Origin of the sequence: Exiguobacterium sp. TDN 0502 (assembly GCF_050846835.1) — a bacterium.
GTDB lineage: Bacteria > Bacillota > Bacilli > Exiguobacteriales > Exiguobacteriaceae > Exiguobacterium_A.
In genome coordinates this window covers 83,036-109,437 of the sequence record NZ_JBOZGJ010000004.1, presented here as the reverse complement: position 1 = coordinate 109,437, position 26,402 = coordinate 83,036, and the positions used below count along the sequence as shown (strand labels likewise).

The 26,402-nt window shown below is 48.5% G+C and carries 31 protein-coding genes and 1 riboswitch; of the genes, 5 read left to right on the top strand and 26 right to left on the bottom strand.

From position 1 onward, the window contains the following. Window positions 1–3: 3 nt before the first annotated feature. The 5 genes from ACRPK8_RS06365 to ACRPK8_RS06345 all read right to left on the bottom strand — a co-directional run bounded on the left by ACRPK8_RS06365 (window position 4) and on the right by ACRPK8_RS06345 (window position 4,604). Window positions 4–1,467: a SulP family inorganic anion transporter gene (locus ACRPK8_RS06365; RefSeq protein WP_432237442.1), complete on the bottom strand. Its 1,464-nt coding sequence runs from the start codon at window positions 1,465–1,467 to the stop codon at window positions 4–6. A gap of 184 nt (window positions 1,468–1,651) precedes the next feature. Next, window positions 1,652–2,158 carry a peroxiredoxin family protein gene (locus ACRPK8_RS06360; protein WP_432237441.1) on the bottom strand — a complete coding sequence of 169 codons (507 nt, stop codon included), beginning with the start codon at window positions 2,156–2,158 and terminating at the stop codon, window positions 1,652–1,654. A 134-nt stretch (window positions 2,159–2,292) separates the two neighbouring features. Further along, complete coding sequence (locus ACRPK8_RS06355) at window positions 2,293–3,303, bottom strand: YhgE/Pip domain-containing protein (protein ID WP_432237440.1); 1,011 nt, start codon at window positions 3,301–3,303, stop codon at window positions 2,293–2,295. A gap of 68 nt (window positions 3,304–3,371) precedes the next feature. After that, a complete protein-coding gene (locus ACRPK8_RS06350) occupies window positions 3,372–3,794 on the bottom strand; it encodes a MarR family winged helix-turn-helix transcriptional regulator (RefSeq protein ID WP_023467873.1) in 423 nt (140 codons plus the stop codon). A 75-nt stretch (window positions 3,795–3,869) separates the two neighbouring features. Beyond that, window positions 3,870–4,604: a nuclease-related domain-containing protein gene (locus tag ACRPK8_RS06345; protein ID WP_432237439.1), complete on the bottom strand. Its 735-nt coding sequence runs from the start codon at window positions 4,602–4,604 to the stop codon at window positions 3,870–3,872. A 130-nt stretch (window positions 4,605–4,734) separates the two neighbouring features. On the opposite strand from ACRPK8_RS06345, the gene ACRPK8_RS06340 reads away from it, so the two are divergent. Next, on the top strand, window positions 4,735–5,040 hold the full coding sequence (locus ACRPK8_RS06340) for a hypothetical protein (protein ID WP_432237438.1): 306 nt from the start codon (window positions 4,735–4,737) through the stop codon (window positions 5,038–5,040). A 49-nt stretch (window positions 5,041–5,089) separates the two neighbouring features. On the opposite strand, the gene ACRPK8_RS06335 is transcribed toward ACRPK8_RS06340, so the two are convergent. The 5 genes from ACRPK8_RS06335 to ACRPK8_RS06315 form a co-directional block, all read right to left on the bottom strand. After that, window positions 5,090–5,638 (bottom strand): class I SAM-dependent methyltransferase, encoded by a 549-nt coding sequence (locus tag ACRPK8_RS06335; protein ID WP_432237437.1) that lies wholly within the window; start codon window positions 5,636–5,638, stop codon window positions 5,090–5,092. Window positions 5,639–5,743: 105 nt separating this feature from the next. Further along, the gene (locus tag ACRPK8_RS06330) at window positions 5,744–6,481 is read right to left on the bottom strand and encodes a Bax inhibitor-1/YccA family protein (RefSeq protein ID WP_432237436.1); all 738 of its coding nucleotides are present in this window, start codon (window positions 6,479–6,481) and stop codon (window positions 5,744–5,746) included. A gap of 58 nt (window positions 6,482–6,539) precedes the next feature. Next, window positions 6,540–7,331 carry an aminoglycoside N(3)-acetyltransferase gene (locus ACRPK8_RS06325; protein WP_432237435.1) on the bottom strand — a complete coding sequence of 264 codons (792 nt, stop codon included), beginning with the start codon at window positions 7,329–7,331 and terminating at the stop codon, window positions 6,540–6,542. 13 nt (window positions 7,332–7,344) lie between these two features. Continuing rightward, on the bottom strand, window positions 7,345–10,350 hold the full coding sequence (locus tag ACRPK8_RS06320) for an AAA family ATPase (RefSeq protein WP_432237434.1): 3,006 nt from the start codon (window positions 10,348–10,350) through the stop codon (window positions 7,345–7,347). After that, window positions 10,332–11,453, bottom strand: a complete 1,122-nt coding sequence (locus ACRPK8_RS06315) for an exonuclease SbcCD subunit D (RefSeq protein WP_432237433.1) — start codon at window positions 11,451–11,453, stop codon at window positions 10,332–10,334. Before ACRPK8_RS06315 ends, ACRPK8_RS06320 begins: the two co-directional genes overlap by 19 nt. Before the next feature lie 289 nt (window positions 11,454–11,742). Between ACRPK8_RS06315 and ACRPK8_RS06310 the strand changes: the two genes are divergently transcribed. Further along, entirely contained in the window at window positions 11,743–12,111 is a 369-nt protein-coding gene (locus ACRPK8_RS06310; protein WP_432237432.1) for a hypothetical protein, read from the top strand. 128 nt (window positions 12,112–12,239) lie between these two features. On the opposite strand, the gene ACRPK8_RS06305 is transcribed toward ACRPK8_RS06310, so the two are convergent. The 8 genes from ACRPK8_RS06305 to ACRPK8_RS06270 form a co-directional block, all read right to left on the bottom strand. Continuing rightward, window positions 12,240–12,596 (bottom strand): hypothetical protein, encoded by a 357-nt coding sequence (locus ACRPK8_RS06305; RefSeq protein ID WP_432237431.1) that lies wholly within the window; start codon window positions 12,594–12,596, stop codon window positions 12,240–12,242. 121 nt (window positions 12,597–12,717) lie between these two features. Then, window positions 12,718–13,722, bottom strand: coding sequence for a ThiF family adenylyltransferase (locus tag ACRPK8_RS06300; RefSeq protein ID WP_432237430.1), 1,005 nt, complete (start codon window positions 13,720–13,722; stop codon window positions 12,718–12,720). Beyond that, entirely contained in the window at window positions 13,719–14,483 is a 765-nt protein-coding gene (locus ACRPK8_RS06295) for a thiazole synthase (protein ID WP_432237429.1), read from the bottom strand. Before ACRPK8_RS06295 ends, ACRPK8_RS06300 begins: the two co-directional genes overlap by 4 nt. 2 nt (window positions 14,484–14,485) lie before the next feature. Continuing rightward, window positions 14,486–14,686, bottom strand: coding sequence for a sulfur carrier protein ThiS (gene thiS, locus ACRPK8_RS06290; RefSeq protein ID WP_432237428.1), 201 nt, complete (start codon window positions 14,684–14,686; stop codon window positions 14,486–14,488). Then, entirely contained in the window at window positions 14,683–15,627 is a 945-nt protein-coding gene (locus ACRPK8_RS06285; RefSeq protein ID WP_432237427.1) for an FAD-dependent oxidoreductase, read from the bottom strand. The genes thiS and ACRPK8_RS06285 overlap by 4 nt, the downstream gene beginning before the upstream one ends. Then, the gene (locus ACRPK8_RS06280) at window positions 15,624–16,217 is read right to left on the bottom strand and encodes a thiamine phosphate synthase (RefSeq protein ID WP_432237426.1); all 594 of its coding nucleotides are present in this window, start codon (window positions 16,215–16,217) and stop codon (window positions 15,624–15,626) included. The genes ACRPK8_RS06285 and ACRPK8_RS06280 overlap by 4 nt, the downstream gene beginning before the upstream one ends. Window positions 16,218–16,299: 82 nt before the next feature. Then, window positions 16,300–16,402: riboswitch (TPP riboswitch) on the bottom strand. 56 nt (window positions 16,403–16,458) lie between these two features. Next, the gene (gene nagZ / locus ACRPK8_RS06275; RefSeq protein ID WP_432237425.1) at window positions 16,459–17,679 is read right to left on the bottom strand and encodes a beta-N-acetylhexosaminidase; all 1,221 of its coding nucleotides are present in this window, start codon (window positions 17,677–17,679) and stop codon (window positions 16,459–16,461) included. Beyond that, window positions 17,676–18,101: an OsmC family protein gene (locus ACRPK8_RS06270; protein ID WP_432237424.1), complete on the bottom strand. Its 426-nt coding sequence runs from the start codon at window positions 18,099–18,101 to the stop codon at window positions 17,676–17,678. Before ACRPK8_RS06270 ends, nagZ begins: the two co-directional genes overlap by 4 nt. A gap of 190 nt (window positions 18,102–18,291) precedes the next feature. On the opposite strand from ACRPK8_RS06270, the gene ACRPK8_RS06265 reads away from it, so the two are divergent. Together ACRPK8_RS06265 and ACRPK8_RS06260 are read left to right on the top strand one after the other, a co-directional pair. Next, window positions 18,292–19,476 (top strand): MFS transporter, encoded by a 1,185-nt coding sequence (locus ACRPK8_RS06265; protein WP_432237423.1) that lies wholly within the window; start codon window positions 18,292–18,294, stop codon window positions 19,474–19,476. Between the two features lie 127 nt (window positions 19,477–19,603). After that, window positions 19,604–20,092 carry a DoxX family membrane protein gene (locus tag ACRPK8_RS06260; RefSeq protein ID WP_432237422.1) on the top strand — a complete coding sequence of 163 codons (489 nt, stop codon included), beginning with the start codon at window positions 19,604–19,606 and terminating at the stop codon, window positions 20,090–20,092. Window positions 20,093–20,120: 28 nt separating this feature from the next. Here ACRPK8_RS06260 and ACRPK8_RS06255 read toward each other — a convergent pair whose 3' ends face one another. The 8 genes from ACRPK8_RS06255 to ACRPK8_RS06220 form a co-directional block, all read right to left on the bottom strand. Further along, a complete protein-coding gene (locus tag ACRPK8_RS06255; RefSeq protein WP_432237421.1) occupies window positions 20,121–20,414 on the bottom strand; it encodes a hypothetical protein in 294 nt (97 codons plus the stop codon). A gap of 82 nt (window positions 20,415–20,496) precedes the next feature. Then, window positions 20,497–21,591, bottom strand: a complete 1,095-nt coding sequence (locus tag ACRPK8_RS06250) for a hypothetical protein (RefSeq protein WP_432237420.1) — start codon at window positions 21,589–21,591, stop codon at window positions 20,497–20,499. Window positions 21,592–21,601: 10 nt separating this feature from the next. Further along, entirely contained in the window at window positions 21,602–22,417 is an 816-nt protein-coding gene (locus ACRPK8_RS06245) for a hypothetical protein (RefSeq protein ID WP_432237419.1), read from the bottom strand. Continuing rightward, complete coding sequence (locus tag ACRPK8_RS06240) at window positions 22,414–23,091, bottom strand: ATP-binding cassette domain-containing protein (protein WP_432237418.1); 678 nt, start codon at window positions 23,089–23,091, stop codon at window positions 22,414–22,416. The genes ACRPK8_RS06245 and ACRPK8_RS06240 overlap by 4 nt, the downstream gene beginning before the upstream one ends. Continuing rightward, a complete protein-coding gene (locus ACRPK8_RS06235; protein ID WP_432237417.1) occupies window positions 23,084–23,464 on the bottom strand; it encodes a GntR family transcriptional regulator in 381 nt (126 codons plus the stop codon). Before ACRPK8_RS06235 ends, ACRPK8_RS06240 begins: the two co-directional genes overlap by 8 nt. A gap of 145 nt (window positions 23,465–23,609) precedes the next feature. Then, entirely contained in the window at window positions 23,610–23,798 is a 189-nt protein-coding gene (locus ACRPK8_RS06230) for a hypothetical protein (protein WP_432237416.1), read from the bottom strand. A 13-nt stretch (window positions 23,799–23,811) separates the two neighbouring features. Continuing rightward, window positions 23,812–24,687 carry an SDR family oxidoreductase gene (locus ACRPK8_RS06225; protein WP_432237415.1) on the bottom strand — a complete coding sequence of 292 codons (876 nt, stop codon included), beginning with the start codon at window positions 24,685–24,687 and terminating at the stop codon, window positions 23,812–23,814. An 88-nt stretch (window positions 24,688–24,775) separates the two neighbouring features. Beyond that, complete coding sequence (locus tag ACRPK8_RS06220; RefSeq protein WP_432237414.1) at window positions 24,776–25,237, bottom strand: NUDIX hydrolase; 462 nt, start codon at window positions 25,235–25,237, stop codon at window positions 24,776–24,778. Between the two features lie 327 nt (window positions 25,238–25,564). On the opposite strand from ACRPK8_RS06220, the gene ACRPK8_RS06215 reads away from it, so the two are divergent. Then, the gene (locus ACRPK8_RS06215; protein WP_432237413.1) at window positions 25,565–26,302 is read left to right on the top strand and encodes a peptidoglycan DD-metalloendopeptidase family protein; all 738 of its coding nucleotides are present in this window, start codon (window positions 25,565–25,567) and stop codon (window positions 26,300–26,302) included. The last annotated feature ends 100 nt before the right edge of the window (window positions 26,303–26,402 follow it).

The following is a 26,402-nucleotide window of genomic DNA, read 5'->3' as shown; positions in this document are numbered from 1 at the left end:
TTTTTAATGAATGGGCATCTTCGCTACCGGATCATTATGAATCGCAAGACGATCGATCAGCTTTTGACTTTCCGGATTCAGTCCACTGATTTCTACCTGGTTTTGATTCGCCATCAGGCGCATCATCACCTTGTCAATTGCCCCTACTCCGGAGTCATCCCAAATCTGAGTCGCACTAAAATCAATCTGAATCGTAGTATCCCGGATTTCATAATTAAAGCCCGCTATGAAATGATCAACCGATGCAAAGAATAATGGACCTTTCACACTGTAGATGATTTTGCCGGCCGCCGTTCGCTGCTCGACCTTCATTTTTGATACTTTTGCAACAAAGAACAAGGCGCTTAGAATGACGCCTGCAATCACACCGATCGACAAATCATGTGTAGCAACGACGATGAAGACGGTCGCGAGCATGACGAACACATCAGCTTTTGGTGCTTTTTTGATATACGTAAAGGTCGACCAGTCAAACGTCCCGATCGATACCATGATCATGATGCCGACAAGGACCGGCATCGGAATCTGAACGACTAAGTCTCCCATGACGATAATCAAGAACATGAGAAACATTCCGGCAACTAGAGCGGATAACCGACCGCGTCCGCCTGATTTTATGTTGATGATGGATTGTCCAATCATCGCACATCCCGCCATTCCGCCAAAAAATCCAGTGATGACGTTCGCGATTCCTTGTCCACGTGCTTCACGATTTTTCTCACTGTCCGTTCCTGTCAAATCGTCGACAATCGTTGCCGTCAATAATGACTCCACTAATCCAACAATCGCTAGTGCCAATGCATACGGGAAGATGATTCGTAAGGTCTCAAAATTCAAAGGAACATTTGGGAAGAAAAAGGAGGGTAAGGTGCGTTGAATCGCTCCTAAATCCCCGACTGTTCGTATATCACTGTTCATGTTGATAGCTACTGCAGTCAGGACGACGATGGCAAGCAATGGCGCTGGAATCGCCTTGAAAAATAGAGGTATGACATAGACGATCAATAAGGTAACCGCAACGAATACATAGGTCATCATCGAGATTCCAATGAAATGAGGTACTTGAGCCATAAAAATCAAAATGGCCAGTGCATTGACGAATCCGATCATAACGGCTCTTGGAATGAATCGCATGATTCTTGCTACTTTCAATACACCAAAGATCATTTGGATGATACCAGTCAAAATGGTCGCTGCTAATAAATACGCGACGCCATGTTCTTTGACAAGTGGTACCATCAGAAGCGCCATCGCTCCCGTCGCAGCTGAAATCATCCCCGGTCGCCCACCTACGAATGCGATAATGACGGCGATACAAAACGATGCATACAATCCGACCATCGGATCAACCCCGGCAATGATTGAAAACGCGATGGCTTCAGGAATCAGGGCAAGCGCTACGACAATGCCTGCTAAAACATCACCTTTCATATTCGAGAACCATTGTTCTCTTAAACTCTCTTTCATATGGATATGCTTCCTCCTTTTTTGTTTAGTTCAAACCATTCTTCATTCTCCAGACTGGTTTTATCTAGCATCAGTCTAGCACTATTATTCCCAAAAAGGAACCTTTTTAGTTTTAGGGCGATGAAAAACCTCTTGAGCCGATCGTCGTCGCAGACTGATCGTGCCTCAAGAGGTTTCAAGAGAATCATATTAAATTCTTTTTGATGTACTGGATGATTTTTCGCAGTTCCGTGGCACTTGGTCTTCCGAATGGGCTCGTCTGTACTTGTTGATACAGGAGATGACCAGTTTCGTTAATTAGAAAATGAGCAGGTTCTCCATGTTCACCATGATCTTCATACGGTGCATCTGCACCATGATAATGGACTCCATAGTTCATCAAGGTTTCTAAATCATCGGCATGAAGTACAGGAAAATGAAGTTCATGCTCCTCGACCATGTTTTCTAAGTTTGTCATCTCATCCGTCGCAATCGTGACGAGTCGAATCTTTTTATCCTCAAAATATCCCCGCTGTTGTTCCAGGTCTTTTAAATCCTGAACACATACCGGACACCATGCGCCTCTAAAGAATATAATCAAATGCCAGCCTTCGAACTGTTTAACTGATTCACAAAAATGAAACATCTCACCCCCGACTTGTCGCAGTTTGAAATCTGGAGCTTCTTCTAGTAATTCAAGTGACTTTGCCATACGGATTGACCCCTTTGTTCAATGAATTCCATTATCAAAACACATCGATCCATATAACCGATAACGGTTTATGTTTTTTCCCAAAGTCGATATCTCATAAACAGATGAAGTCTATTCCGCATTTCAACATTTTCTTACGCCACAAGTTCATCGTTCATCTGCTCCTTTTTCGTAGCGGTCAGCAAACACGTCACCAGCATACTCCCTACGAACAGGAATGATAAATGCAGAACTTGTGCCCCGACCGACCCATCCATGAATAATAACCGACCGAAGCCAGAGACGGCATTTGGAACGGGCAGGAACGTTCCGAGTGATTGATAAAACGGTGCCAGCATTTTCGCAGGGACAATGTTTCCGGCAGTCATCAGCTGGAACGGGATTAAGGCGACATTGACGAGTGGCGCAATTGGACCAAATATTGCAAAGTTCATCTGCGTGACGGCGATGCAGGTTGCGACGACAAGCACTTCAAAAGCCCATAGGTTGAGGAACGGTGTCGTAATGTCAGTCAACAGATGTGCCATTGAGATGAGGAGCAACGGTACGACGAGTAAGACGATGCCGTGCAGCAGTTGCCGACTCCAGAAGAGGTTCCATTTCGTATGACGACTCTTTAAAATCGTACTGACGAGATTGAATTGAATTCCCATCGTCATCGCCGCGATGTAGATGACGAATCCGAGAACGAGCGGAAGCATCGACAAGGCAAAATCCGTGACGGCATGTTCCGTGACGATTGACGTCGTGAACGCCTGCTCACCATTCAACTGTTTGCTGATCGTTTCCGTTGCCCGCTCGAGAATCGCATTGGCGAACTCGGCATTCGTCTGACTGACGTGTGCCGTCAGTTGATGCGTTGCATCATCCTTATGTAAGACGAGATCAACTTCACTCGCATCGAGTGCTTCCAATCCTTTCGCTTCCGTCGCCATCGCTTGAACCGTGAACGGCGCACTTTCTAACGACTTGATGAATGGATCGTTCGCTTCACCGACGACCCCGACGTTCAATTGATCGAGCCGTTCCGTTGTTCCTTGGTAACCAGTCATCCAAACGACGAGAAATAAGAGCGGGACGACGATCGCAAAGACAAGTCCGACTTTCGTTTGTGTCATTGACCAGACATCTTTCCATGCGTTCATATTATAATCTCCTTTTATATGCAGTACTTATAATATCATGTGCAACTATATATCCGAAGGAAAACCATTCACGTCACATTCCGGTGAATGGTCTCAAGTGTTTCCTTTAATTGCTCGATTTGCTCTCGCGAGAGTCCACGAAACGCTTCGAGTTGTAGCTGATCGAGCTCTGGTCCGAGACGATCGACGATGTCGCGTCCTTCTCGTGTCATCAAGAGCAGAACCGCTCGTCGGTCCCGAGGATCCGGCGTCCGAACGATCAGTTCTTTTTTACCGAGCTTATCGAGAATCTTACCAATCGTCGTTTGATCACGTTCTGTCACGAGTGCCAGTTGCTTTTGCGAAACACCATCTTGTTTAGCGAGTTCGCTCAGGACAGAAAACTGCTCTGGTGTCAGTCCGAACGCCTCCATCCGTTTAGCAGCAGCACGTTTGAACGCATAATAACTACGGGATAGTTGCATCCCGAGCGACCATTCCGATTCCTTCATCCCATCATCTCCATATAGTTGCACTACTTATTATTTATTTACTATAACGGAATCCGAAGTATTCCGTCAATGGCATCATTTCACTTGTCGTTGCTGAATGCCTTCGATATGCGCTTGTTGCGTGGCACGATCGACTTGTGAATGAACTCCGAGTTTTCCTGCAATCGTATCGACTTGACTCGGTGTCAATGGCTTTCCTGTCGCGAGTTGCTCGATCGTCTTACGTAAGACGTTTCGTTTCAAAACACGAACATGTGCTGAATCGACAGTAATCTTTTTGAGTTCACAGCGTTCGCTGAAGACGATCAAGGAGTGAAAGAGCGCAGGATCCGTTCCTTCTAAAAAGCGTTGCATGCTCTTCAGGTGTCCTTCATTTTGTTTGATCGGATTATAGAAGCGTTGCTTGAAGCGATTCTGGAATTGTTGCGTCCACTGACGGTCCTGCTCGCGTCCGAAAATCCACCCGCTGTAGTTTTTCGATTCGAGCACATAGATGCCACTCTCATGAATGAATGTTACGTCAATCTCCGTCGTGCCTTCGCCCCGCGCACGCGGTAAGTATGTATTAAAGACGTACGTGCCGTACCCAGAGATTTGGTCAAGTTGACGTGTCGTCAAATACTCGCCCCATTTCCCTTTATCACGGACGATCCGTAAAAACGGTTCACGTGTCAGTCGGTAATAACGGCTGTTGTGATATGAACTGCGTTTAACGAAGAAGAACAGACCAAATGTTCCGAAGAAGAACAGCACCATGATCAGTCCGATTTGAATCAAGAATGGCAAAAATGTCACTAACACATTGTCCACTAGATTTATCTCCTTTCCATATTAACCCTTTATTTTCCACTATATCAGCATAATCAATTTCCATTTCATTTTCCACTATTTGTTACGAATCATTTCATGTGGTACGGTGGATGAAAGGAAGGTGTTCATTATGGATTCTGTCGTCACGTTCGCATCACTGATTATCTTACTCTTCATCTGGATGTCCTTATCGCAAAAAGCGGACGAAGCGAAACGCCGCCAACAAACGATTCTAAAGAAACTACAATGCATTGAAGAACACCTCGGTCTGAACGAAGTGTCGTTAGAAGAAACAGCGTTACAAGTCAAATTGATTCAACTGCTTCATGAAGGCAAAATGGTCGAAGCCGTTAAACGGGTTCGCGAATCACTCGGTTTATCCTTACTCGAAGCGAAACAGTACGTCGATCAATTGAAACAAGAACACGGTCTATGATCAAAAAGACCATCTGACATGTATCCGTCAGATGGTCTTTTTGATTTGTTTAGGCATTCGGCTTCCTCGCATCAAGAATCAACGAAGGGAAACTCATTCGTTCTGCATTTCGGGGATCGTATCGTTTCGAACGGAAAATGACTCCGTCCGCACCGTCCCAGTCTGCTTGATGGAAGATTCCATCTTGATCGAAATATTCAAGGAGCCGCACCTGAAATCCGGCTGCTTTGAAAACATTGCTTAACGTTTCATATGTATAGACAATCTTGTGACCCGCCGCCGGATGATCAGCCGGTCCCGGTCCACCGACCTGAACGATTGTTTGATAGGCTTCATCCGGAAAATAACCGTCCGGTACGGCACAGCGGACGTATCCGCCTGGCGCAAGATACGCGTAGCAGTGTCGTGCTGCTTCCTTTCCTTCTTCAAGCGTCAAATGCTCCCAGACATGTTCGGCAAGAATTGCTTGCAGCGTGTCGCTCGAACACAGCCTTTCCCAATCGGACCGATTAAGCAGATTCAGCTCCGCTTCCTGAGTATGGTACCACCCCGGATTATTATGATACGGTCCTGCCCCGATGACGATGCGTTCTTTCATGTGAAGGTCCCCCTCGTGTTTACTCCCCTCATTATTTCTTTTCCCCCGACGAAATTCCTGCTTCCGACAACAAACAGACGACGGAGTCTCCGTCGTCTGTTGCTTTTAATCCCGCGCCGCGAGGCGGTACAAGAGATCAAGTAATTCAATATAGAGCCAGATGATCGTCACGATCAATCCGAATGCTGCGACCCACTCCATCGACTTCGGAGCACCGGCGCGAACTTGTTGCGAGATAAAATCGAAGTCCATCACGAGCGAGAGGGACGCGACGATGACGATGACGAACTGAATCCCGATCGCAAGCGGTGAGCTACCTGTCATGAATGGAAGGTCGACACCGAATAACGAGAGAATCAAGTTGACTGCGTACAAGACGAAGATTGACAGAATCGCCGCTGTCACCGCTGAGCGGAACCGCTGCGTCACTTTAATCATGCCGGTCGAGTAGACGAACCACATTGCAAATGCAACGACGAATGTCGCAACGACCGCTTTCCCGACGATCCCCGGGTACATGCTTTCGAACATGAGCGATAACGCTCCGACTGCCACCCCTTCAACGATTGCATAAACCGGTGAAAGCACCGGTGCTGTCGCCGGTTTGAAAGTGATGATCAAGGCAAGAATCAGACCGATGACGAGTCCCCCAATCAATGCCGGGAACAACAATCCTTGATTTTCTGCGAGGAAGAACCAGCTTCCTCCGGCTGCTGCCGTGACGAGGGCGAGCAGTAAGAAAATCTTACTCATCGTCCCGCTTTTCGTCATCGGACGTTCTCCGACACGTGCCGTATCGAATCCACGGCGTAATGCCGGGTTAACTTTAAATCGTGAAGCCATTGCATTCACTCCTTTTAATGTATCTGTTTTTCTATTACGTTTGATTCCCGGAAAAGTTTCAGAATAACCACTGGTCGAGTGCTTTTAATTGCAGCATGACGACTGGAATCGAGGCCTTGGCATCGATACGGTGTGATTTCGCTTGTCCAATCAGACCGGATGTCACGAACTCTGACCCTTCGAGCGCTTCGCCGATCGGACCAAACGCATCGCTATCGACTTGCCGGTGCCGGTAATGGATGAACCGTTCCGTCGTTCCCTCTTTCACTTTGCAGCCATCCTCGACATCCGGACGATTTAAACCATATTCCGCGTAATGCCAGACGGTCGTCGTATCCCAAGGCGAACCGATATGCAGGATTTGACCGTCCGCTTCGATGAAACGTTCAATCGGTGAACCCGGACCGAAGCCATTTTCTAGTGTATGATTGGCAACGAATGTCGCCGCATTCTTCCCCCAAGCGGTGACGGACCACATCGGGTGGTCGCTTCGGACGACACCTGGGTACGTACGGAAGACCTCCGGTACGCGACCGATGCCGCGTGTGACCGTTTTTGCCGGGTCATATGCCGGCATCTCCCGGCGGACTGTCTCCCACCATTCTTCCGGCACAGCCGGTTGACTCCAGTTTTTCGGATCTGAATTATCAGTACTTTGCGCCGGCATCATGATCAACCCTTCGGTCGTGACGACTTCCTGTAAGGCCTCGATCAATGCTTGCACACCGCCAGGAATCCAGCCGATTTGTTTGAGTGACGTATGGACGAACAGTTTCATTCCCGGCGTCACACCTAACTCGTGTAATTCTTGTTTGATTTGTGATTTCGTGACCATGTTTCGAGTTTCCATCGTTCTTAGCTCCTTACTCGACGACGAGTTTAATCGTCGACCCCGTTTTTCCTTGCTTGACCTCGATTTTCGCATCAACACGTGACTTCAGCTCCTGGACGTGACTGATGATCCCGACCATGCGACCGCTCGCTTGAATCGAGAGCAGTGTCTCGATCGCTTGTTCAAGTGATTCCGGATCAAGTGTTCCGAATCCTTCATCGATGAACATCGTCTCAAGCGACACCCCGCCACTCGCTTCCTGAACGACTTCCGACAGTCCGAGCGCAAGCGCAAGCGATGCTTTGAAACTCTCTCCACCGGATAACGTCTTGACGTGACGTGTTTGCGACGTGTAGGCATCAAAGACGTTTAAGTCCAGTCCATATTTTTTGAGTCCTTTGCCGGCTTCCGTCTTCCGTTCAAGCTGGAAACGACCGGATGTCATCTCGTGCAGGTGCCGATTTGCGGCGAACAGAATCTCATCGAAGTATGCCGTCTGAACGTACGTTTCAAACGTCATCCGTTGTGCGTTCTCGCCGACACCGACACGAGCCAGTTCACCGATGACCCCATATCTCGCATCCTCATCCTCGATTTGACGTTGTAAGTTTGCCCAAGCCGTTATCAACTGATCGATATGTGCGCGTTCCTTCTCAAGCCCAACTCGTCGATCCGTGTGCTCTGCCAGTGTATCCGTCGTCTCTTTTACTGCCGTCCGCAACACCTCAAGATCCGGACGCACCTGTCCGTCCGTCTTCAAGCGAGCTTGTTCCTGTTTCAGTTTTAATTCCTGTCGCTCCAAGCGATCCTGCTCCAGCCGTTCGAGGAGCTGGCGAAGGTCTTCGCGCGACCGTCTCGCTTCTCGGAAAGCTTCGATCGTCGGAAACGCTTCTTCTGATAAGACACCACGAAGTGCCTGTTCACGGTGCGTTAGGCGATCGTTCTGTTCCGAAAATGCTTCGGTCATTTGACGGAATCGTCCTTGATGTTCCGCCAAGTCACGATCGAGCTGCTCCTTCTCGCGTAGCTGTTGCTGTTTGTCTTGCTTGAATTGCTCGATACGTGTTTCTGCCTGTTGTTGTTCCTCCCGCAGTTCCGGCAATGATTTCGCGGTTTCTCCGGACTGACTCAAACGTCCCGTCAGATGGGCTAGTTCCGACTCAACACCAGTCCGATCTTTTACCACCCTATCGACGTTCAGCTGGAGCTGCTCCATCGATTGCTCGAGCTGTTGCAGACGTGTCTCAAGACGCCCTTTTTCCGTCTGCGCTGACACCAATCGGGCTTCTGTCTGTTCGACTTCCTGAAGCTGTGCTGAAACATCCGCATGAGATGACTTGTTTTCACTCGTCTTTTGCATCTCGGTCGTCAGTTGTTGCAGCCGCTCCGCAATCGTCCGGTAAGAGGCTTGTAATTCCTGATGTGCCTGTTGGGCGTCTAGGAACCGTTGTTGCGCTACATCGACGGATAGTTCCTGCGCGACGGCAACAGCATGTTGCGGATGCGATGTACTGCCGCATACCGGACAAGCCGTTCCATCCGTCAGTCCTTTGGCAAGTTCAGCAGCCAGCTGTTCCCGCTCATGCATGCGGGCTTCTTCATACTGACGTGCCGCCGTCTCTTTTTGATTCCGGACGCTCGTACCGCGGACAATCAATTGTTGCCGTTCTGATTCCAACTTGTCGTACTCAGTGTACTTTGCCATCAACTGTTGCAGGGTAAAGCGGCGTTCCTGCGCCTGCAAGCGTTCGGCACCGACGTTTTGCAATGGACGCAGTTGCTCCTGCACCGTCTTCCGTTCCATCCGTGCTTGTTCGAGTTGCTTTCGTAATGGTTCCGGATCGAGCTGTTTCAGTCGTTCCGTCAGTTGTTGCTGTTGCTGTCGTAAACGGGTTTCCGCTTCTAACCGCTCACGCTCTTCCTGAATTTTTTCAAGGCGATGACTGAGTTGTTCTATTTGCGGTTCTTCTGCCAGTAACCGATTCAGCTTTTCTTGGATGACACCTAGCCGCTCCGTCAAACGAGCGACCTGCTGCTCCGTTTCCTGTTTTCGACGTGTGAGTTGTGTCAGTTGTTCCTGATCCTGTTGCCACTGATCATGAATCGGTGCAACGATTTGGGCACGTTCAGCCGCTGTGGCTTCTTTTTGCATCAGCTCGATTTCCGGTAACCGGTCGAGCAGTTTTTGCTCCGTCCGGTGAAGGTGCTCTTGTTCCTGAAATGCGGCTTCGAGTTGCTCGCCTTGTTGTAACAGCAGTGTTTTTTCCTCAAGGATCGAACGTGCCTGTACTTCGGCTTGACGTGCAGCCGTTAACCAGTCGTCGCGTTCCGTCGTTAAGGCGTCCAGCCGTAGCCGGATGTCTGCTTCCGTCAGTTCACTCCAGTTTGCTTGCAATGGTAACTCTTCAAGCTTTGCCCACTGTTTTGTCTTCGTTTCCTTAATCCGTGCCGCAAGATCGAGCGCTTGCCGGTGCAAGCGTTGCTGGAACTCACCGTAGTGTTCCGTCTTGAACAGCTGCTTAAGAATCTGCAGTTTGTCTTTTGACTCTGCCATCAACAGTTCGCGGAACTTATTTTGCGGCAACAAGAGAATTTGTGAAAATTGTTTATGGTCAAGCTGAATCAGCTCTTGAACCCGTTGCTTGATTTCTGGAATTTTGACTGCGAGCGGTTTCCACGTCGAACCGTCGAACCGTGAAAGCTCCGCTTCATGCGAATAACCGGTTTTATTGACCGGATGTGGTTGACTTGGTTGGCGAATGATCCGGTACCGTTCCCCTTTCAGCGTAAACTCCAGTTCGACTTCTGTCTTTTGCTCGGGCATGGCAAAATGACTTCGTAGTTCGCTCATTTCCCGTTCACCGCCTGACGTTTCGCCATACAGGGCGAACGTCAATGCGTCAAAGATCGTCGTTTTTCCTGCCCCGGTATTCCCGGAGATGACGAACATCGTCCGTCCGGCAAGTGCCGTGAAATCAATCGTCTCTTCACCAGCAAATGGTCCAAAGGCGCGTAATGTCAGTTGTTCTGGGCGCATGTCGCTTCCTCCTTCAGGACGGCTTGCATCGCTTCCGTCGGTTTCTTCTCACGAACTGCTTCATAAAACTCACTGAATAGATCCGCAACGGATGCATCTTTGACTTGCTCACGCGACGCCTTGACCGCCCGCGTACTCTCGCGGACGAATCCGATTCGCTCGAGGTGCAAGATGTTCGGATAGATTTTTTTCAGCTTGCCCATCGGGTCCATCAAGGCTTCGCCGTCCGTTAGATTGATCTTTAAGTAATCGTCCGTTGTTTGTGTCGCGACGAACGCCGGGTCTGTCAGTTCACCAAGACTACCCGTCAATTCCCGCAAGTCACGTTTTGGGGCAAGCGGTTCGAACCGGCGATCGAACATACCCGCATCGTTCAACGTCAACACATCGACGCCTTTGACGTGATGCGCTTCCGAAAATGAATATTTCAAGAGTGATCCGCTGTAACGGACCGTCTCCGACTGAATCGCAAGTGGATTATGCAAATGACCGAGTGCCGTATAGGTAAACGGTGCAAACTGGCTCGCGCTGACCTGTCCTGCCGTTCCGACAGATAATTGCCGCTCGGAATCCGTCTCGAGTCCACCGATCACAAAGGCATGTCCGACGAGGACACTCGGTCCCTCAGGTGTACAACTCGCAAGAATCGTTCGCATTGCGTCATCATGTGTCTTAATCGTTTCATCCTTGTGTACGTAGCGGACGGTAGCCGGATCCGCGAACGGCACCGGATAAAACGAGACCCCTTTGATCGTGACCGGAGTAATGACCGGCGTTAGTTTTCCGACGAGGTGCAAACCAGCCCGTTGGAGTAACGTTGTTCCGAAACTTAACCGTTCGGCCGAATCGTGATTTCCGCTGATCGCAACGACTGGGATATCCCGGTCAAGAATCAAGGCAGCGAGCGTCTCGTCAAGCAGTTCGACGGCTTCCGTCGGTGGTACGGCGCGGTCGTATAAGTCACCTGCAATGACGATCGCATCCGGTTGTTCTCGGTCGACGAGTGCTAAAAAATCGGCTAGAACCGCCCGTTGGTTCTCGAGCATGGATTCACCATGAACGATTTTTCCAAGATGCCAATCGGCAGTATGTATCCATTTCATCTTCATCACACTCACTTTTTAAATATAGTAGCTTCAGTGTAGCATGCGAGCGTTCATTCTGCGACGAACATCCGTTTGGAATATAAAAAGCAGGAGTTATTCTGACACACGACGATGCTATGATGAATTCAGAAGAAAAAATTAGAATTCTTCTTAATCAAGTGAACATCAGTTTATCTTTAACATCAACTCAATCTCTATTCACCTTATAATTTTTGACGACTGTAAACTTCAAAAAACTGCTAAACTATAAGGCATACATTTCCATTCGGATCGAAGGAGCTAAAACATGAAGAAGTTATTAATATTGACTGTATTATGTGCCAGTTTATCAGCCTGTGGCATCAATGAATCTAAACTCAGTTTTAGTGAGTTAAAGACAATACCTAACAATCTACAAACGAAGATTGATCCTGGTTCAACTCTGCAATTGATTAACACGAAGGGCGATACTTCTTATGTCGTATATCGCACAAAAAAATCAGTTGCTACTGATCTCGAAACACAAAAAGATACGGTAAAGATACAATTAAATGAATCTAAAGCTCATGAGAAGATGAAGCAGCATGTCTATAAATTAACTTTAGATCCTAAATACGAAATCATCGATGTTTATTTAAACGGCAAATCTACCGCATTTGATAATGTAACTAACTGATAAATTTAGAGATAAAAAGCAAAAACAATATACACACAAAACCCCTTCATTTCTATTATGAAATGAAGGGATTAAAAAGAAAGCAGGAGGCGAATGTCTCCTGCTTTTTCAATCTGACGACGAACAGATTATTTCGTCCGTTGTCTTCTAGAACGTTGGACGGAACGAATGACAGAAACCGATCCGCCAATGATCGCACCGACGCCGACGACGATGCCTGTCTTGAATTTTTTGCCCGCTGGTTCGGATGTATGCGTTGTTTGATTGTGTTCAAAGAGTTGTTGGAGGGGCGACGACGTCTCGACTTCGAGAATTTTCGATGCATCCTGATGCACATCATCTCTACGTTCGACACTACAAGGTGACAGATAGAATGGGTTCAAGTTCGTCCGGTACCGGTCCGGATTCCAGTTTGCTTGCTGGACGACTGCCTGTGTCTCTTCCGTCTGTACTTGATCCTTCATCGGATCGAATTCTTGTTTCATCTGAATCACTCCTCTTCACGTTCAAAACCTGTAGACCGTTTTACGTCTGAAGTCTTATTTACCTGTTTTTTAAACATTTAAAACATGCATTTGAAAAATTAGTTTACTGTTTTGTGAACGTTTACCCGAAATAAGCGTGATAGAGCCGTTTCGCTCTCACGAGATCGGCTTCCCCATGGATTAAGACACGTCCATCTTGAAAGGCGACCATCCGATGTTCATCCGTCGTAAATGCCAGCAAATACGGATTATGGGCGGCAATCGTCGCAACCGGCTCGAGACGTTGTTTTAATTGATCAAGATCCCGCTTGCCGTCGCCCCGGATTTGAACCGCATCCCGACCGCACAGTGCCGTAAAACGGATCGATTGATCCGCTACGTAAGGATAAGACGGCTCGATGCCGCACGACGGGCATTCCGATTGCTTCAGTGACTGGACGTTGATTTGTTGGAACGTATTCGACCAGACATCAAACGCTAGCAAGCGCGTCCGCATCGCGTCCTGGTCCCCGCTTAACCACTTCAACGCTTCCGTCACCTGTAAGGAAGCGACCATTTGCACAGCCGGACCGATGATCCCCGCTGTATCACATGTTTCCTGATCGCGTGGTAATTGATCGAGCAGACAATGCAGACACGGCGTCTCCCCGGGACGGACGGTGAAGGTGATCCCGTAACTGCCGACGCAGCCACCATAAATCCACGGAATTGATCGGAGCAAAGCCATATCATTCATCAGCAACCGAATATCAAAATTGTCCGTCGCGTCGATGATCAGATCGATATCATCGAGTAGCCACGTCAGCGCTGCCCGGTCGACGTCTAACACGTGTGCTTCGATCGTCACCGTCGAATTGATTGCTTCTAGCCGTGCTTTTGCAGCAATCGCCTTCGGTACAATCTGACGCGCATCGTCCTCCGTATAAAGTTGTTGTCGCTGTAGATTACTCCACTCGACATAATCGCGGTCAACGATCCGGACGCTGACACCAGCGCGGACGAGTTGTTCTGCCGACGCGGTCCCGAGTGCCCCCATCCCGACAATCAGGACCTTCGCTTTTGCCAAGCGTGCTTGTCCCGCTTCCCCGATCGGTTGAAACCGGGTTTGCCGTGAGTACCGCGTCATCGAATCAATCCAGTCGTCGGACTGCTTGCGACCGCATACTGTTTCTTCTCGATTCGTCCCGCTTCGTATCCAAGCCGCCCCGCTTCGACAGCTAACCGCATCGCGCGCGCCATCTTGACCGGATCCTTGGCGTGCGCGACGGCAGAGTTCAGTAAGACACCGTCCGCCCCGAGTTCCATCGCATAGGCGACATCAGCCGGTGAACCGATGCCGGCGTCGACGATGACCGGGACCGTCGTCTGCTCGATGATGAATTGCAAGTGGAACGGGTTGAGGATTCCTTGTCCGGAACCGATCGGTGACGCTGCCGGCATGATGGCGTGACAGCCGAGTTCCTCGAGTCGTCGTGCAAGGACGACGTCGTCCGACGTATACGGCAAGACGATGAACCCTTCTTTGAGTAACTCTTCCGAGGCGCGTAACGTCTCGATCGGATCCGGTAAGAGTGTCTTGTCGCAACCGATGACTTCAACTTTGACCATGTCGCACATCCCGGATGCCCGTGCAAGCTTCGCCAGTCGAACGGCTTCTTCTGCTGTCTTCGCACCAGCCGTATTCGGTAGTAACTCGTACTTCGCCAAATCAAGCGACTCCAAGAAATTCGCTTGTTGTTTATCGAAGAGATCGAGCCGGCGGACGGCGAACGTCAAGATTTGTGCAGCCGACGCGTCAATCGCCTCCTGCTGTACCGTAGCATCCGTATATTTTCCCGTACCGAGTAATAACCGTGAGTCAAATGTCTTTTCTCCAATTTTCAACATCTTTATCCTCCTCCTACGAAATGAACGATTTCGAATGTGTCATGATCCCGAACGATCGTCTGACCGTAAGCCCGGCGGTCGATGATCTGTCGGTTCTGTTCGACGATGACGAGCTTTTCTTCTAAGCCGAGTTGCGTGAGCATGTCCTCAATCGTCTCAATCTGTTCGATCGTGTGGTCATTGCCGTTAATCGTAATGTTCATCGGACTTCCTCCTTCTGAATCAACCGTAATGTGTTTGCCAAGATTTCTGCTGTCACCGGTGCAAGTAATATGCCATGCCGGTGATGCCCCGTCGCTAGAAAGATCCGACGGGAGGAATCGGCGACTCCGAGATATGGCAAGCCCGACTCTGTTTGCGGCCGTATGCCGGACCAGACTTCTTCGATGACGGCGTCACGAATCGGCGGATACAGTTGCTCCGCTGCTTGAAGTAGTGACATGACTCCTGCGACACGGACACCGACTGTCTCATCGTACGGCAGTTCCGTCGCACCGATTAAGATCCGTCCGTCCGCTTTTGGAACGAGATAGACAGAATCATCAAACAGAATCGAAGGTAATGGTTCCCCAGCGAGACGGACCGCGAGACACTCGCCTTTGACCCCGTATGTCGCAATCGAGATCCCTGCTGTCGCGAGCAAGGCTTGCGATCCGCGACCGGCAGCAACGGTCACCGTTCGCCCCGTCCACTCTCCTTCATTTGATTCGATTCGCACGGTATCCTCATTCTCACAGATACGTGTCACATCCACCTGTTCTTCGATGGATACACCCCGTTTACGTAAGGCAGACATCAATGCAGTCGTCAGTCGTCGCGGATCGATTTGACCGACCGATGGAAATACGTACTCTCTTCCGTTTCGTTTCAATAAAAACGGTTGTTCCCGGTAGCCACAATCAATCCCGGTCTCCCGCTCGAGACGACGTGCGAGCAGCGGATACAGACGACGACTTCGCGCGGCAAGTGCATGCAATTCTTCTCTCAGCTCGATGTCTGTCGCAAGCATCCCGGCAGCCGCGCGACTTGTTTCTTGCCCGCATGTTCCGCGCTCAAGGACAAGAACGGATTCGTTTTGACAGGCGAGACTGTAAGCAAGTGTCAAACCGATGACTCCACCACCAATGATGATGTGATCCGTCATACCCGCACCCCCTGATAACGCTTGATCGCAGCAAGCGGGTCCGCTTGACCGAGAATACCGGACAAAACCGCGATTCCTGCTGCACCGGTCCCTGCAATCTCAGAAATGCGATCTGGTGTGATGCCGCCGATGGCGATGACCGGTTTCGTCGTGAAGGTGACGACTTGTTTCAGAGCATCAACACCCCGTGGTGGAAGATCCGGCTTCGACGTCGTCGGATAGATATGACCGTAGAGCAGTCGATCGGCTCCTTCTGCTTCTGCCGCCAGTGCCTCTGCCAGTGAATGAACGGATTTACCGATTGTCAGATCCGGAAAGTGACGCCTTACATCGCGGACACGTAAGGAACGGCGTGTTAACTGCACACCGATGCCAGCGACATGGGCGACATCGACCCGGTCATGGACCGTTAACTGATCAGGGGAATACCCTTGCGCAAAGAGTGTTTCAATCAGATCAAGCAATTCTGCCGCCGATAAATTCGATTCCCGTAGGTGCAGCTGATCCGTGTAAGGTTGAAGCGATTGAAAGGTTTTCACCCCATCACGTGGATCGATGGATCCTGTCGAAATCAGATGTAAACGCATCATGTTCTTCCTTTCCATACGAAAAAGGACCACTCCCGATGTTGAAAGGAGTGGTCCGAAAATGCGCTGAAGCGCTAAGGATATCTAAGGTTTCGAGCCACTTCCCTCCGCTAGTACGAACTAGATCAGGTTCAAAGGGTCCGGATACTTCCGTCTCAGTCTGCTGGGAGACTCCCCTAGTGTCTTTTCGTGTTTAATTGGCTTGCCCCATTAGTCTAGCATGAGTCGTTTCGCTTCGCTAGTCCTAGTTGAGCGCTTCGACTTGCTGAACGAGATCCGATTTCGTCGGGCGCTGTTGCTTCTGGCTATCGGCATAGGTCTGCTTCAGCTTCAGAATCCGCATTACTTTGGCATCAAGCATTTTCATCGTTAACGCCTCATCCTTCACCGCTTGCATGACTTCAGTATGGACCTTCGTATAAGCACCCGCTTCTGAAAACATCGCCATGTCTGCGCCGTTAACGAGTGCCTGCCGTGCCGCTTCCGCGAGACCGTATTGTTTCGTGATCGCTCCCATGACGAGATCATCCGTAATGATGACGCCCTTGAAGCCGAGCTGCTGACGCAAGAGGTCGGTCAGGACAGCTTTTGAGAGCGAGGATGGATGTGTATCGTCATACGCGGGGTACAGAATATGAGCGACCATTACCATCTCTGCCCCTTCTTGGATTGCTTCTTGAAACGGGACGAGTTCCGTCCGCTTCAGTTCTTCCTTCGATGCTGTCACTTTCGGCAGACCGACATGGGAATCGACACTCGTGTTGCCATGACCGGGAAAATGTTTGACGACCGGAATCGTACCCGTCTCCTGCATCCCGTGCATCAGGGCAGTACCCAAAGACGCGACCGTTTTCGGATCAGCACTTAAGGCACGGTCACCGATGATCGGATTGTTCGGGTTACTGTTAACGTCAAGGACCGGTGCAAAGTCCATGTTGAATCCATAATACCGCGATACATGACCAAGCGTGCTTCCGACGTCTTCCATTTTCGCCGTATCCGCGCCTTGCGCCATCTGTTGACTCGTCGGCAGACGTAATCGTTGATCCGGCACCCGGCTGACCCGTCCACCTTCTTCGTCAATCCCGACGAACGCATACGGCTTTTGATTCGTCTCTTGAATCGCACGGGTGAACGTCAAAAGTTGTTCTTCTGACGTGATGTTTCCGCCGAGCAGTAAGACACCACCAATCGCATGCGTCCGCAACAACTGCCGATCGGCTGCTGAAAGTTCCGTACCCGCAACGCCGATATAGAGCAGTTGATCGATCTTTTCAGACGTCGACATCGCTGCTAATTGTTGTTTGAGTTCTGCATGCTGTCGTTCTTCCTTCGTCGGCTTAGGCTTCGGTTTCTTCACCTCGGTCGGTTGCTTCGTTTCTGATTGTGATGGTTTCGTTGGTTCCGTCGTCTCCTGCGCACACCCTGCAAGCAACAGACAACCGATCAGTACGGTCTTCTTCACAAAGGATCCTCGCTCCGGACACCATTAATTGAATAATAGACGGAAATCTCAGCGTTCAGGGATTGTGAGACCGAACAATATTTATCTTTTGATAACGAGATGGCACGACGGACCTTATCTTCTGGTAGATCACCTTCGAGTCGGTAATGAATCGAGATCGATGTAAAACGCCGCGGATGATCCTCTGCTCGTTCTCCTTCGATATCCATTTCGAAATGAGTGATCGTCAAGCGCATCTTCTCTAAGATCGAGACGATATCAATCCCAGTACAGCCGGCAACGGCATGTAGCAAGAGCTCGGTTGGTCGGGGTGCCTGGTTTTCACCACCGTTTTCCGGTGCTGCATCCATCGCAAGAGGATGTCCTGATTCCGTCTGTCCACTAAACCCCATCTGTTTGTTCCATGTCACTGTCGCTTGCATCGTCCCCACTCCTTTGTCCGTAGTCTTCTTTTCTAGTATACGCAAAAAACAGAAAGCTTGGAAATTCACACGCTATTTCGAATAATGGTTCTTTTCCCGGAATCGCGCTTTGCAATACCCGACGAAATCGTTTCGTGCTATCCTGTTACTCATAGTTTCGCGCGCAAGCGCCAGAATTGAGGAATCATCCATGTCACCTACTACTCGTTTAAGTCGACGCGATTGGCTGTTAATCGCCACGTTGTCGCTCCTGACGTTCGTTCTCGGTACGAGCGAATTCGTCATCGTCGGGATCCTCGCTGAAATCTCCTCAGCCCTTGATATTACGATCGCAACAGCCGGTACGCTCGTCTCCGCTTTTGCTATTTCTTTTGCGATTGGTACACCGATCGTCATGTCGCTGACCGGTCATCTGGAACGGCGTCGCCTGATTCTACGTCTGTTACTTGCCTGGGTCTTACTGAATCTCGCCAGTAGTTTTGCACCAAGTTATGAAGTGTTGCTTGCCACCCGCATCCTGACAGCCATCTTGACCGGCGTCTTGATTTCGCTTGCAATGGTCGTCGCAAGTGACGGTGTGCCGGTTGCGAAGCGCGGTGTCGCCGTCTCGTTCATTTTCGGTGGTTTTACACTCGCGAACGTCCTCGGTGTCCCGATTGGTACGTTCATCGGTCAACACGCTGGATTCGAAGCCACGTTTTGGCTGACAACAGTCATGGGATTGATCGCGTTCCTCGCCGTGTGGAAAATCGTTCCGGTCCAGCAATCGACGGGTTCCGGTTCAATCAAAGAGCAGCTTGGACTGCTCGCCAACCCACGGATCCTGATCGCTTTCTTTATTCCATCGTTCGGATTCGGGGCAACCTACGTCGTCTACACGTACCTTGTACCAATCCTGCAAACGGAACTTGGGATCGCGAAGACGTGGATCAGTCCGATCTTGCTCGCTTACGGTGTTGTTTCAATCTTTAGTAACATCCTTGCCGGTAAAATCGCTAGCAAAAATTCGATGGGACGTTTACGGTTCGTCTTCGTCGTACAAGCAATCGTCCTTGCTGCGTTATACTTCACGACAGCATCCCTTTCACTTGGACTGTTCAACATCGCTTTGATGTCGCTGATGTCGATTTTACTGACGACTTCAACACAGATCTACTTGATTGATCTCGCTGAAAAGTTCAATCCGGAAGCAAAAGGACTTGCTGCTTCATTGATGCCTGTTGCGAGTAACGTCGGGATTGCTTTTGGTTCCGCACTTGGTGGTATCGTCTATGCAAACGGTCCAATGATGAACACGGCACTCGTCGGTGGACTGGTTGCACTCGTCGCTGCCTTGTTGACTGCAATCAGTCACCGCCTCGATCAACGGTCGTGAAACCGTTACCTTATCCTTTTTTGTAACAGGTCGATGACGGTTCAATGACGTTATGATGATAGTCCCCATCTGACTGATGATTTTTCAGTATGATGGGGACTATGTTGTAGTAGAGGAGTGTCTGAAAGTGAAAGCATTACACATTACAGGTCTTGGTCTGTTGACGATCATCCGGCTCTGGCTCGGGATCCAGTGGTTCATCGCCGGCATCGGCAAGTACATAAACGGCTTTGATGCACAGCCGTTTCTTGAAGGAGCGCTCGCAAAAGCGACAGGCGAAGACGCACTCGTCAGTTCGTGGTATGCAACGTGGATCGAGCAACTCGCCTTACCGAACGTCGGGCTGATCAATGTCTTGATTCCGTTCGCGGAACTCGTCGTCGGTATCCTGTTGATTCTTAGTCTATTGACGGTTCCCGCCCTCATCGTCGGGAGCATCATGAATCTCAATTACTTACTTGCTGGGACGATTGCGTTGAACCCGGTCTTCCTAGCAGCAACAGTCATCTTACTCGCTGCAGGACGCTACGCGTATCACATCGGCATCGATCACTGGATCATCCGCTGGTATCGCTCGTCGCAGCAACCGCATCCCCTCGACCGGATTCCGGTCTAACGAAAAAACTCTCCCGAACGCGGGAGAGTTATTTTTTTTGCTGTTCGAGAATCGTCTGCTGTGTCGGAACCCCGCCGATCGAAACTGTCCGCTCGAGGAACAGGTATGGTTTGCCATCAACTTCAAAGCGACGGTCACCGAGATAACGTGCCGAATGTCCATCTGTTGCAAGCTTTTGTTCGATGGCTGCGGCGTGTTCGTCGAGTGAATAAAACCGATCGTCAAACGTTAACGTGATGTTTTTCTTACGGTACCCCAGTAAGAAGCTGTAGTAGAACCAGTACATAGCACCTGCGAAGATGACAAAAATCAAGAATTGCATGTGAGTTCCCCCTTTGTATAGTCTTTATACGTTGGAAGAAAACAGGAGGTTTCACATTATACGTGGAAATTGGTTACTTTTATTAATTTGTTGTGATGTCATGTAAGAGTAATTCATTTTTTGATCCTTTTTGATGAATGTCAGCTTCATAAATAATCTCAGATGTCAGCGGATCGATCACCAATGATTTGACTTCATCTTTTTTTGTCCGGTAAGCGAAGTAAATATGCTCGCGATCTACGGCAACACTTCTATTTGCAAAGTTTTCATCCGTCGCAATCGAATCAAGCTGAATCGATTTGGCAGAGGTCTGATGTGATTCGAGATCGTAGATGTGCCAGTTCAACTTTTTCTGATCCGATACTTGTGCAGAGGATTCGTCAAGACCTAAGAAATATTTTCCACCGTTTATAGCATATGAGGAGTACGCTTCCTCGAATACTTTTAATATTTTCGTTTGCTTTCCATCCTTTACGACGGTTTCAGATAAAAAATCTTCATCATCTTCTACTTCTTTTACTTGATCAACAATCATTTTCCCATCATAGAATGCTCGAATCGTATCATTTTTACCTAGACGGTCAGGTAATTTGATTTTTGCCATCGATTTCTTTTTCAAATCGATTTGATAGATATAATCTCTTTCGATTTCGCTGTTACGAGTAAACGAATCAATTAATAACATGTCCCCTGTTCGTTGAAACGGAGAGAAACGTAACTTTTCATTCATTTGAGTTTCAGGCAATTTGATTGTCATATCCGTCGACTTGTTCGTCAGCGCATTCCAACACTGTAACTCCAGCTCGTCTTCATTCAACTTATTTAGACCGTATGTAATCGAATCTTGAGTAAACACATGTGTATCATTCTGCCAAATGAATTGCTGGAACGACCTTGGGGCATCCCCCCAATTAGAGTCATCATTAAAAACATACGACAGTATTGGTTTGTTGTACTGCTTAACGTTCCCGTTCATCGAAATGTTGTATTCGTTCGGATTTTGACCCCACTCACTGAGACGAAGTTGCATATTTCGAACGACATCTTCGTTTGGATCACCTTTTTTCGTTTCGACGATAAATTTTACTTTATCGAAAGAGAGCACCTGCCCAACATAAAATCCTAAAGACACAATACAGATGACACCTAAAAGTAATACATATTTGATTGAACGCATAGTGTCCTCCTTAAACAGCAATTTTCCATTTTAGTAGACGAAGGCTTCTCCAAATCACGTAAACAAAATAGAGAACGAATACCCCCGTCAATACATACGTTTTTTCTGAGTTCAATAACAGCTTCGTCTGCTCTAGAAAATATATACTCGCTACTGAACAGATGACCAGAATGAACATCTCAATTCCCACTCGAATGAGTCCACTCCATTTACGGTAGGAGCGTTCAATTAAGACAAGTAAAAACATGAAGCTTACGATAAACAACGATACTGCAAGAATGATGAGTAAATTCGTCAAATTCAGCGAGTATAGTTCGCCTAATGTACTTCCGACAGTTCGTAAGCTATTTTTATCCATATAATCCTCTCGGACAACCCATTGGAAAAGACGGTTCCCCACTTGAATCAAGCACCACTGGATACCGAGAAAACTCATGATGATCAAAAAGACTGTCGTCAATTTCGAGAAGAAAATACTTGCTCGATTTCCTGGAAGCATCAACAGACGATAGATATACTTCGTTTCACCAATCCAATCTCGGTACCAAATCTGAATGGTATAGATAACGACTAATGCCATCCCAATCAATGTCATATAACTGAAAAAGGAAGTTGTATCAATAAACGAAATTTTCCCATAGACATTGAATGCTTCATACAATGTTGCAGTATTTGACTTCAAGTAATCTTCGATTCTGCGCTCATGCAGCTTGATATTTACGACGACCGACACTAACTCAATTACTGCCATCACAAGGACAGCGATGACATACAGCTTAAAACTCCGCTTAATTTCTTCATTCGTCAATTGTATGTATTGTTTCATCGAAGGTAAACCTCCCGCATCCGGTCCTGCACCGACTTGCCGTACAGCTCCCGCATCTCTTCCGTCTCGTGTTCATCGGTGATCCGACCGTCCTGTAAGAAAACGACCCGGTCGATCAAGTGCTCGATTTCCTGAATTTCGTGTGTTGTCATCAGGATGCCGCGCCCTTCCATAAAGTGACTCGAAAATAATCCGGCAATTTGTTCTTTCGTAAACAGATCGATTCCGGCGAACGGTTCGTCGAGTAACAAGTAGGGACGATCAAGGGCAAATCCGAGGATTAAGCTGACCTTCGCCTGATTCCCTTTTGATAAGTCCGTGATCTTATCTGTCGAGAGGAGCTGGAAAATCCGCATCAATTCATCCGCCGTCGCTTGATTCCAGTCAGAATAATAATCCGCCATGTAAGTCAGTGCATCACCGACCGTCATGTAGCCTGGCATCGTCTGGATATCTGGAACAAAGGCAATCTTGTTTCGATTAATTTCACCATCGACGAGAACTGTTCCCGCGTTGATCGGGACAAGACCTGCGATTGCCTTCAGGATCGTCGATTTCCCCTCACCGTTTAGTCCAATCAGACACGTCAACTGATCCATCGGAACCGAGAACGAGACGCCTTGAAGGACTGGTTTTTTACCGTATTTCTTTTGTAAGCCATGGACTTCAAGCATCGATCTTCCTCCGTTCCGTTTCCTGATAGACGGTCTCGACCTTCGAGACGACCTCATCGAGTGGGATTTGAATCGCTTTGACGGCATCGATGAATTCAGAGACGGCTTCTTCGAGCATCTCAGTCCGTACGTTTTGGACAACTTGTGGATCGCGTGTAATCTTACTCGGGACATTCCGTTCTGTCGTAATCAATTGCTGCTCCTCCATCTCTTTGTATGCTTTTTGTGCGGTATTCGGATTAATTCCGAGCTGTGCGGCGATTTCGCGGCGGGACGGGATCTCTTGCCCGCTTTGCAATTCCTCGGTCGCGATTCGTTGTTTGAACCAACGGACGACCTGCAGGTACACCGGGCTTCTTTGGTCGAACTGCATCGGTAGACCTCCCTATTTATATATTGTATTAAAACAATAATACACTTTTCTTCTGTATCATACCCACCATACAGTTTGCCTGTCAAGACGGACTTTTTATAACAAAAGCCACCATCCTCGGCTCGGATGGTGGCTACTTCAGTCTTTAATACGGATTCGGATCTTCCTGCGGAGTATCCGGAATCTCGGTTGGTTCAGGGAACGTGTCCGGTTCCGGTTGACGGACCGGATCTTCCTGCGGTGTATCCGGCACCTCACTTGGTGGTGTCTCTGGGACTTCGTCCGGTTGTTGATCCGGTTCGCGTTCCGGTACTTCGTTCGGATTCTTCTTCATGTTGTTCTCCCCCTTAAGATGTAATGTAATCGCCGCCGTTGATATGAATCGTCTGACCCGTGACGTAACTGGAATCGCGTGAAGCGAGATAGACATAAGCCGGTGCATTTTCCGATGGTTGTCCTCGGCGCTTCATTAACGTATCTTCCCCGTGCGCCTCGACTTTTTCCTTTGTAAACGTCGCCGGAATGAGCGGCGTCCAAATCGGACCCGGTGCAACGGCATTGACGCGGATTCCCTTCTCGATCAAGCTCGAAGCAAGGGAGCGTGTCAATGTCGTGATTGCACCTTTCGTCGCCGAGTAATCGATCAATGTCGGTGCCCCGCGATAGGCTGTCACCGAGGAGGTGTTGATGATCGTATCCTCTTTTTTTAAGTGAGGTATCGCAGCTTGAATCAGATAGAACATTGAAAAGACATTCGTCTCGAACGTTTCCTTTAATTGATCGGGTGTGATGGCAAGGAAGTCATCCTGCGGGAATTGTTTCCCTGCATTATTGACGAGAATATTCAATTGACCGAACTCTGAAATGACGGTATCGATGATCTCTTGCGCATTTTCCGGCTGACTGACATCTTTTGCGATCTTTAAGGCTTTCACCCCGTAACCTTCAATCAACGATTTCGTCTTTTCAGCGTCTTTCCCCTCATTTAAGTATACGATTGCAACGTCTGCTCCTTCTTTCGCATACGCGACAGCGACGGCACGACCGATTCCACTATCCCCGCCCGTAATCAGTGCGACCTTCCCTTTTAATTTTCCTGAACCGACATAATCCGGATCATCATAGACCGGTTCCGGCTTCATGGCGTACTCGACACCCGGTTGTTGTTCTTGCGTCTGTCCCCGTGCTTCCTGATGCATCGCTTCGAATTGTTCTTCTCTCATCAACGTTCAGCTCCCTTATGACTGATGAATTGAACTACATGATTATTGATTCCCTTGCGATACATCGATAAACGTTTTTCCGCAAAAGTCAGATGTCATTCGTCAGTAACGTCGGAAATACGTTCGTGCGGAGCATATGCGCTAACTCTTGCGGATACAACGTATAGTGATCCAGTTCATCGATCGGTACGAAACGATACGTCAATCCTTCCCCTTCTGGACCATAAAAGTCTTCCTTCACGACAGGAAGCGGCTTCTGGCACGTCACCTCATAGAACAGCCCCAGTTCGTGAAACTGATGCTGCGCGTAATTGAAGAAATTTTCATGTAAAAAACGAAAGACCGGCGGCATGATCGGCTGCCCCAATTCTTCTAACAACTCACGTTCGATTGCTTTTGCGCCACTCTCGCCAAACTGGACGCGTCCTCCGGGTAAAGACCAAAAATCATCTTTGCCTTGACGATGAATCAACAGATGCCCGTCCTGGATCAACAGCGCCACTGCGCGAATGTTAAGCTTTTTTTGATCTACTGTAAACGTTAAGTCCATCTCGTTACCTACTCTCTTTTTTAATTGATCCCCATACTTTCTCATCATTTCCCATAATTGCATCTTGTCATCAAATTCATCTCGTTGTAACACGGATTCATCTTGATTTTAAGGGATTTTGCAATTGAACAGACATTCAATATTACAACAATTGCTATTAGAATATATTTAAGCAATCGAATTGAAACACAAACGTCTGACGATTGAATGCTATACTCTCGTTAGTCAAATGACGGCATCACTCATTTCAATACACACTATACGCATTCACTTCCATAGATGTCATTCCGACGCCAACACTAGATTCACAACTTAGGAGGAACATTCATGAAACGAACAATTACGACGTTAGCAATGAGCGCCCTCGTTGTTTCAGGTTTTGCAGCTACGGGTACAGGTAAGGTTGAAGCGGCTTCTGGTTCATCATACAAAGTAAAAATCAAAGTAGACGGACTACGCGTCCGAACGGGTCCATCGTTACACAACCGGATCGTCGACGGTGTCAATACCGGTCAAACCTTCAAATACCTCGGTCGTACAGGAAACTGGACGAAAATCTTGTATAAGGGTGAGAAACGCTTCGTTTATTCTGGTTACGTCAAGAAGTACAGCGCTTCGAGTAAATCAGCGAAAAAAGCATCCTTCTCCTCTTCGACCGGATTCATGCGTCCGACAAGCGGACCAATCACACAAGGTTACGGAAATGCTAGCGGTAAATACGGCTACACGTTCCATAACGGAATCGACTTCGGCGCACCTGCTGGGACACCGGTCAAAGCAGCTGCTGCAGGGAAAGTCATCAAATCATCCTATCAAGGGGCTTACGGGAACCATGTCATGGTCGAACATAAAGTGAACGGTATTTCGTACACAACGGTTTATGCTCACTTAAGTAAACGTTCTGTTTTCGTCGGTCAATCGATTCCTAAAGGCGCAAGCATCGGAGCTGTCGGCAGCACCGGAAATTCGTTCGGATCACATTTACACTTCGAGATTCACCGTGGACACTATGTCTATAGCGGTTCATCTGCTGCAAGCAGTGTCAATCCACTCGCCTTCTTATAAACGACTGTCAGGTACCTCGATTCGGGGTACCTTTTCAGTTATGTACAGGGCATTTCATCATATCCAGTTACGCCCATTGTTGTCAAAGTTTTTCGGGAAT

Coding starts and splice junctions, on each gene's coding strand:
- ACRPK8_RS06365 (WP_432237442.1), bottom strand. CDS start 1,467: ATGAAAGAGAGTTTAAGAGAACAATGGTTCTCGAATATGAAAGGTGAT.
- ACRPK8_RS06360 (WP_432237441.1), bottom strand. CDS start 2,158: ATGGCAAAGTCACTTGAATTACTAGAAGAAGCTCCAGATTTCAAACTG.
- ACRPK8_RS06355 (WP_432237440.1), bottom strand. CDS start 3,303: ATGAACGCATGGAAAGATGTCTGGTCAATGACACAAACGAAAGTCGGA.
- ACRPK8_RS06350 (WP_023467873.1), bottom strand. CDS start 3,794: ATGAAGGAATCGGAATGGTCGCTCGGGATGCAACTATCCCGTAGTTAT.
- ACRPK8_RS06340 (WP_432237438.1), top strand. CDS start 4,735: ATGGATTCTGTCGTCACGTTCGCATCACTGATTATCTTACTCTTCATC.
- ACRPK8_RS06335 (WP_432237437.1), bottom strand. CDS start 5,638: ATGAAAGAACGCATCGTCATCGGGGCAGGACCGTATCATAATAATCCG.
- ACRPK8_RS06330 (WP_432237436.1), bottom strand. CDS start 6,481: ATGGCTTCACGATTTAAAGTTAACCCGGCATTACGCCGTGGATTCGAT.
- ACRPK8_RS06325 (WP_432237435.1), bottom strand. CDS start 7,331: ATGGAAACTCGAAACATGGTCACGAAATCACAAATCAAACAAGAATTA.
- ACRPK8_RS06320 (WP_432237434.1), bottom strand. CDS start 10,350: ATGCGCCCAGAACAACTGACATTACGCGCCTTTGGACCATTTGCTGGT.
- ACRPK8_RS06315 (WP_432237433.1), bottom strand. CDS start 11,453: ATGAAATGGATACATACTGCCGATTGGCATCTTGGAAAAATCGTTCAT.
- ACRPK8_RS06310 (WP_432237432.1), top strand. CDS start 11,743: ATGAAGAAGTTATTAATATTGACTGTATTATGTGCCAGTTTATCAGCC.
- ACRPK8_RS06305 (WP_432237431.1), bottom strand. CDS start 12,596: ATGAAACAAGAATTCGATCCGATGAAGGATCAAGTACAGACGGAAGAG.
- ACRPK8_RS06300 (WP_432237430.1), bottom strand. CDS start 13,722: ATGACGCGGTACTCACGGCAAACCCGGTTTCAACCGATCGGGGAAGCG.
- ACRPK8_RS06295 (WP_432237429.1), bottom strand. CDS start 14,483: ATGTTGAAAATTGGAGAAAAGACATTTGACTCACGGTTATTACTCGGT.
- thiS (WP_432237428.1), bottom strand. CDS start 14,686: ATGAACATTACGATTAACGGCAATGACCACACGATCGAACAGATTGAG.
- ACRPK8_RS06285 (WP_432237427.1), bottom strand. CDS start 15,627: ATGACGGATCACATCATCATTGGTGGTGGAGTCATCGGTTTGACACTT.
- ACRPK8_RS06280 (WP_432237426.1), bottom strand. CDS start 16,217: ATGATGCGTTTACATCTGATTTCGACAGGATCCATCGATCCACGTGAT.
- ACRPK8_RS06270 (WP_432237424.1), bottom strand. CDS start 18,101: ATGCAAGCGACAGTGACATGGAACAAACAGATGGGGTTTAGTGGACAG.
- ACRPK8_RS06265 (WP_432237423.1), top strand. CDS start 18,292: ATGTCACCTACTACTCGTTTAAGTCGACGCGATTGGCTGTTAATCGCC.
- ACRPK8_RS06255 (WP_432237421.1), bottom strand. CDS start 20,414: ATGCAATTCTTGATTTTTGTCATCTTCGCAGGTGCTATGTACTGGTTC.
- ACRPK8_RS06250 (WP_432237420.1), bottom strand. CDS start 21,591: ATGCGTTCAATCAAATATGTATTACTTTTAGGTGTCATCTGTATTGTG.
- ACRPK8_RS06245 (WP_432237419.1), bottom strand. CDS start 22,417: ATGAAACAATACATACAATTGACGAATGAAGAAATTAAGCGGAGTTTT.
- ACRPK8_RS06240 (WP_432237418.1), bottom strand. CDS start 23,091: ATGCTTGAAGTCCATGGCTTACAAAAGAAATACGGTAAAAAACCAGTC.
- ACRPK8_RS06235 (WP_432237417.1), bottom strand. CDS start 23,464: ATGCAGTTCGACCAAAGAAGCCCGGTGTACCTGCAGGTCGTCCGTTGG.
- ACRPK8_RS06230 (WP_432237416.1), bottom strand. CDS start 23,798: ATGAAGAAGAATCCGAACGAAGTACCGGAACGCGAACCGGATCAACAA.
- ACRPK8_RS06225 (WP_432237415.1), bottom strand. CDS start 24,687: ATGAGAGAAGAACAATTCGAAGCGATGCATCAGGAAGCACGGGGACAG.
- ACRPK8_RS06220 (WP_432237414.1), bottom strand. CDS start 25,237: ATGGACTTAACGTTTACAGTAGATCAAAAAAAGCTTAACATTCGCGCA.
- ACRPK8_RS06215 (WP_432237413.1), top strand. CDS start 25,565: ATGAAACGAACAATTACGACGTTAGCAATGAGCGCCCTCGTTGTTTCA.